Below are 3,461 nucleotides of genomic sequence, written 5' to 3'. Positions count from 1 at the left end.
TAAGCTTATCCTGTTGTTTGACAAAGTTTACGAGATCATTATGGTCACCATGGCCGCTAAACAGGTCTGTTTGCTTGATGGTAGCGTAAACTGATAATTCCCTGTGTCTTATGTTCACGATAGGATCGCCGCGAAGCAGTCGATTTCCAAGTGTCCCTTTCGCGCAATAGCCAATAAAGAGTATGGTGCAATAATAGTTGGATATGTTATAATATAGATGATCCTGGATACGCCCACCTTCGAGCATCCCGGCAGAAGAAATTATTATACAAGGCTCATAATAGTTGGAGATCGCCTTGCTGGCATTCATGTCCTGTATATATTCCAGGTTTTCAAATTCAAATTCATCACCTTGTTTCTTGTAGAAATCTTGTGCTTCGTCGTTTAAGAGGGAATGATGTTTCCTGAAAATATCAGTGGCATAGGTTGCCATTGGGCTATCTACAAAAACCTTCACCCGCGGGAGTAATCCCTTCGAAAATATTCTGTTAAGCGAGTAAACCAGGGCCTGCGTTCTGCCTACACTGAAAGCTGGTATTATTAACCTGCCAGGCGATTTTATGCATGCTTCATTAACAGTGTCTGTAAGAAGCTCTTCAACACTCTGGGTAGCTTTATGCGACCTCCCGCCATAAGTAGATTCACATACCAGGTAGTCAACCTGAGGCAAAGCTTCCGGATCTTTTAGGACCGGATAGTTTTTTCTGCCGATATCTCCGCTGAAAGCGATTGTTCTTTTTTCGCCATGTTCCTGAACAGTTATTACAGCTGCGGCAGCTCCCAAAAGGTGGCCAACCGGTATGAAACTGAGGCTGATTTCGCCGTTTATTAAGAAGGGTTTATTATATCCAATGGTAACAAAGCGGTCCACGGTCTCCATAACGTGCTTTTGCAGATACAGAGGCTTCGGCCCGGAGCTGAATCCACGTTTTCCTTTTCGGGATTTACGTTGTTTATTTAAGAAAATATTCACCGAATCGAGAAGAAGCAGTTCGGTGAGGTCTGCAGTAGGGGCAGTGCAAAGTATCTGGCCATCAAAGCCGTGCCTTACAAGTGTAGGTAAATTTCCAGAGTGGTCGATGTGAGCATGAGTAAGTATTACTACATCAATATCAGATGGCATAAAAGGGAACTGTTCGTTTTCTTCAAGCCAGGTATCTTTCTCGTAATCTAAACCACAATCTATTAAGATATTGTAATTATCAGTTTCTAAAAGGTGCATACTTCCGGTAACCTGCTGCGCAGCACCCCAAACGGTTAGTTTCATTGTTAGTGGTTAGAGATTAGTGGTTAGAGGCTCATCCCCGCTCACCTGCGCTTCCAACTGCAATTGACTCAGATATCTGTACAGCCCTTCTTCATTTTTCATCAATTCCGAATGACTTCCGCTCTCTATAACTTTTCCCTTCTCGAGAACTACGATTTTATCAGCCTCACGAATAGTTGATAAGCGATGGGCAATAATTACTGAGGTTCTGTTTTTCATCAATTCCTCGAGTGCTTCCTGTACCAGGCGTTCAGATTCTGAATCGAGTGAAGACGTGGCTTCATCGAGAATAAGTATTGCCGGATCCTTCAAAAGTGCGCGTGCAATCGCAATTCTCTGACGTTGTCCTCCAGAAAGTTTTACACCCCGCTCTCCAACAAGTGTGTCGTAAGCTTCTGGGAAACCCACAATAAAGTCGTGTGCATTAGCCCTTTTGGCGGCCATAATAATTTCATCTTCAGTCGCACTAAGCCTGCCATACGCAATATTTTCGCGGATTGTTCCTCCAAATAAAAGCACATCCTGCGGGACTATTGCCACCTGGTTTCTAACATCAGTAAGAGTGTAATCAGAAGCCTCTTTTCCGTCAAATAATATGGTTCCGCCCTGAGCCTCATAGAAGCGAAGTATCAACCCCGCGATGGTGGATTTACCGGCACCACTCGGCCCAATGATTGCAACTTTCTCACCGGTCCTGGCTTCGAAAGAAACACCGTTAAGTACTGTAATTTCCTTCCGTGAAGGGTAAGAGAAAACAACGTCTTTAAACTGCAGGTTGCCCTCGATTCTCTGATGGATCTGGTTGTTTTCTCCATGCATGGATATGGGCTCGTTTTGCTCTCCAAGGATTTCAAGTACCCTTTCGCTCGCTCCAAAGGCCTTTTGCATCGTCGCATATAATTCAGGAAAGCTGCCCATCGCAGCTCCCACGAAAGTGGATAATAAAATAAAAGTAAACATGCTGGCCAGGCTTATTTCTCCAGCCTGAACCAGGTGGGAGCCGTACCATACGACAGATACGATAGTGCCGAATAAACAGAAAACAATGAAGGAAGCAAAGATTCCTCTGAAGCGCGCACCGCGCATCGCTATTTTAACAACCTCACGGATGCTGGTATTATACCTTCCTACTTCATAAGCCTCGTTTACAAACGCCTTCACGTTTGAAATCCCCTGCAAGGTTTCCTCTACAATCGTATTCGACTCGGCCAGCTTATCCTGCGCCTTTCTTGAAAGTTTACGGATAAAACGTCCAAAAACGACAGCAATAACAACCATTAAAGGTAATACAGCTAATAACATCAGAGTCAGTTTCCCTGACACTAATACAAGAAATATAATACCTCCTGTAAAGATTATCACTTGTCGTATCATCTCTGCCAAAGTAGTCGTGATAGCATCCTGAATTTGCGAAAGATCTGCTGAAAGCCTGCTGTTTAGTTCACCGACTCTTCTTTGGGAGAAGAAGTTCATTGGGAGGGTTATCAGCTTATGATATGTATCGCGTCGGATATCTGCCAAGCCCTTCTCTGCAACCTCTACAAACCAGTTTATCCGGAAATAAGATAATATCGCCTGTATAAATAGCACTCCAAGTAAGGTGAGGGCAACGGTATTAATATCAGTAGGGAAGGAGTCCAAAATTTCTTTAGGCATTGCTACGCCCTGCGTTTTTGCCTCAGCTCCTGTGCCAATCAGACGGCCCATAAGTAATGGAAACAGGAAAGAACTGCTGCTCGAAAGAATAAGGCAGCCTAAACCCAGGAAAAACTTTGTACGGTATGGTTTGAGGTATGATAATAACCTCATCACTTGCTGTAAACTTTCCTTATTTATTTTTGCTTTTGGGAGTTCTTCAGACTGTGTATTACCACTGTTTAATCGAGCACGTGCCATTTAAAATTAGGGGGGATTATTTGTCGTGATATGACGATGGCAAAATTAGCCATAATTGATCAAGTTAAACGACTCCGGTATCAGTCTTTCGTAATTTTTTAATACTGATTGCGTAAATTATACCAATAGATACCCCAAATAAGGATACCACCAGATAGATTACAAGCCTGTTAATTTTCGCTGTTTGTTTTTGCACCTCCACTTTGAGTCGCTCGTTTTCCTGCTGAAGTCGCGTTATTGTAGTCTGAAACCTATCAATACGACCCTCAACGGTCACCGCACGATGTTCAACTTCCTT

At 43.4% G+C, this 3,461-nt stretch carries 3 protein-coding genes; all 3 read right to left on the bottom strand.

The window, feature by feature from the left end; translation table 11 throughout:
* Positions 1–1,267 (bottom strand): MBL fold metallo-hydrolase (locus WBJ10_RS13405; RefSeq protein WP_424291125.1); only part of this gene is annotated, 1,267 nt, incomplete at its 3' end.
* A gap of 9 nt (positions 1,268–1,276) precedes the next feature.
* A complete protein-coding gene (locus WBJ10_RS13400; protein WP_424291123.1) occupies positions 1,277–3,163 on the bottom strand; it encodes an ABC transporter ATP-binding protein in 1,887 nt (628 codons plus the stop codon).
* Positions 3,164–3,227: 64 nt separating this feature from the next.
* A partial coding sequence (locus WBJ10_RS13395; protein WP_424291121.1) for a hypothetical protein occupies positions 3,228–3,461 on the bottom strand: 234 nt, incomplete at its 5' end.

It is taken from the genome of Daejeonella sp. (assembly GCF_049655485.1).
In the GTDB taxonomy this organism is placed as follows: Bacteria; Bacteroidota; Bacteroidia; order Sphingobacteriales; family Sphingobacteriaceae; genus Daejeonella.
Note: the sequence above shows the minus strand (reverse complement) of the source record. Positions and strands in the feature narration are given on the sequence as shown.